This is a genomic window from Phenylobacterium sp. (genome assembly GCF_030654915.1).
GTDB lineage: Bacteria > Pseudomonadota > Alphaproteobacteria > Caulobacterales > Caulobacteraceae > Phenylobacterium.
Genome location: NZ_JAURWM010000399.1, coordinates 1 through 2,225, shown reverse-complemented (window position 1 = coordinate 2,225; position 2,225 = coordinate 1). Strand labels below are relative to the sequence as shown.

General features: G+C 62.9%; 2 protein-coding genes. One reads left to right on the top strand and one right to left on the bottom strand.

Annotated elements, in window-relative coordinates:
* Positions 1-159 precede the first annotated feature (159 nt).
* On the bottom strand, positions 160-1,527 hold the full coding sequence (locus Q7T84_RS21065) for an LLM class flavin-dependent oxidoreductase (RefSeq protein ID WP_304813148.1): 1,368 nt from the start codon (positions 1,525-1,527) through the stop codon (positions 160-162).
* 335 nt (positions 1,528-1,862) lie between these two features.
* Between Q7T84_RS21065 and Q7T84_RS21060 the strand changes: the two genes are divergently transcribed.
* On the top strand, positions 1,863-2,225 hold a 363-nt coding region (locus tag Q7T84_RS21060; protein ID WP_304813145.1), incomplete at its 3' end, for a TetR/AcrR family transcriptional regulator.

Sequence of the window (2,225 nt, the reverse complement as noted above, 5' to 3'; positions counted from 1 at the left end):
AAGGCCATTTGTCCCGAAGTCCACCGCGCCAAGCTCGCAGGCCAGCGGCCGTCTCGGCGCCGCCCGAGCTGGGTGCGTCGGCCTCTTCTTCCTTCACGTGGTATCTCCCCATCCGCCGGGCCGCGGCGCTAGCCGCCGGTTAGGCTGCGGCCGCCGCCGTCACAGGCTTTTGCGACGGCGCGTCGCAGCGGGATGGGTTTCCTCGAGGCGAGCCCCGCGCCCGAACAGCTTCTCGCGGTAGGTTCCGGCCGCGTATTCCTTTTTGAAAGACCCACGTCGCTGGAGCTCGGGGATGAGGTGATCGACCACGTCGCTGAAGGTTTCGGGCATCACGACGTAGGCGAGGTTGAAGCCGTCAAGGTCGGATTCCGCCGCCCAGGCCTCGAGTTCGTCGGCGATCTTCTTGGCCCCACCCACCAAAACCGGGCCGCCGCCGCCAAGCCCCACCGACCGGCCAATGCTGTCCACGTCCACATGCTCGCTGGGGCCGCCACGGGTAAAGGCGGCCGCCGCGCCTTGGATCGCGTTACTGTTGGCCGCATTGGCGGCCACGAGCTCTGGCTTGGAGAAGTCGATGCCTGTCCAGCCGCCCATCAGGGCCAGGGCGCCGGGCGCGCTCACATACTGCTTGTAGTCTTCGAACTTGGCTTCCGCCTCCTCGTCAGTGGCGGCCGTGATCACCGTCACCAGCCCGAAGACGAGCAGGTCAGACGGCGCTCGACCGGACTCGGCGGCGAGCGCGCGCAGTTTTGCGACATCGGTCGCGGTCTTGCTTCGCGAGTGGCCGCCGACAAAGACGCATTCCGCGTGCTTGGCGGCGAACGCTGTGCCTTTCGATGACGAGCCGGCTTGGTAGAGCACCGGCGTGCGTTGCGGCGATGGTTCGCAGAGGTGGACACCGTCCACCTTGAAGTACTCGCCGTCATGGCTGACCCGATGGACCTTGCCGGGTTCGGTGAAGACACCGGCCTCGTGATCGCGACGAACTGCGTCGTCCTCCCAGCTTCCTTCCCAGAAGCTGTACTGGATATCCATGAACTCCTCGGCGATGTCGTATCGGGTGTCGTGCGCCACCTGTTGGCCACGACCCGCGCCCTTGGCGCCGCTGTCCAAGTAGCCGGTCACAATATTCCACCCGATCCGCCCATCAGTCAGATGGTCGAGCGTTGACATCCGCCGTGCGAACGGCAGGGGCGGCTCATGTGAAAGATTGACCGTGACGGCGAAGGCCAGGTTCTCCGTAACCTGCGCCATCGGCGGGATGATCAGCAGCGGATCATTGGTCGGAACCTGCACCGCCTCTCGCAGGGCGGTGTCCGGGCTGCCGCCATAGACGTCGTACACGCCGACCACGTCAGCCAGGAACAGGCCGTCGAACTTTCCCCGTTCGAGCAGGCGCGCAAGCTCGACCCAGTGATTCAGGCGCCAGTACTCCGCCGACCGGTCGCGAGGGTGGCGCCAAAGGCCTTGGGATTGATGTCCCACGCAGTTCATCGCGAAGGCGTTGAGTCGAAGTTCGCGGGCCATGTTTCCTCCTGGGCTTTCGCGAACGTTATGCTCATTGACTAATATTGGTCAACTGACCAAAGTTATCATCATGAGCGCTTCCCAAATCCCAGGCCCCTGGCGTTCATCGCGCCGGCGGGATGATTATCGTCAATGCTCTGTGACAAGCCGAGATCGTAGGCTGTGCGAGATCAAGCCCAGGATCAGATCGACCACCACACCGGTCGGAGAGGGGACGTGCTAGCCTTCAGCATCGAACCGACCCGGCCGGCTAAGGACAAGAACGACCTATGATTGGGGCATCCCGCCTGCGGACCCGTAAGGGCTCGGGCACGTATCAGACAGGTCGCGATCGAGTGATCCAGATCCTGGACGCGGCGCTCGAGATTCTCATCGAAGATGGGTACCAAGCCCTAACGCTTCGCGAAGTCGCACGTCGCTGCAACATCCAGATCGGGGCAGTCAGCTACTACTACAAGAGCCGCAGCGACTTGATGCTGGACGTGATCAACCACGTCCTCGTCCCCTATGCGGACAACATCAATTCCATTCTTCATGAGCCGGGCCTGACGGCAGAACAGAAGCTCGAACGCTTTATCCGGCTGCTACTGGACGATATCCAGACCAAGAAGACGACACGGCTGTTTCCGCACCTCTGGGTGCTCGCCAACCACGATCCGCTCATCGCAAAAGTGGTGGACAGCATCTACATCCTGGAA

What these genes read in the sequence shown, in the direction of transcription:
- Q7T84_RS21065 (WP_304813148.1), bottom strand. Translation starts at nt 1,527, where the DNA reads ATGGCCCGCGAACTTCGACTCAACGCCTTCGCGATGAACTGCGTGGGA.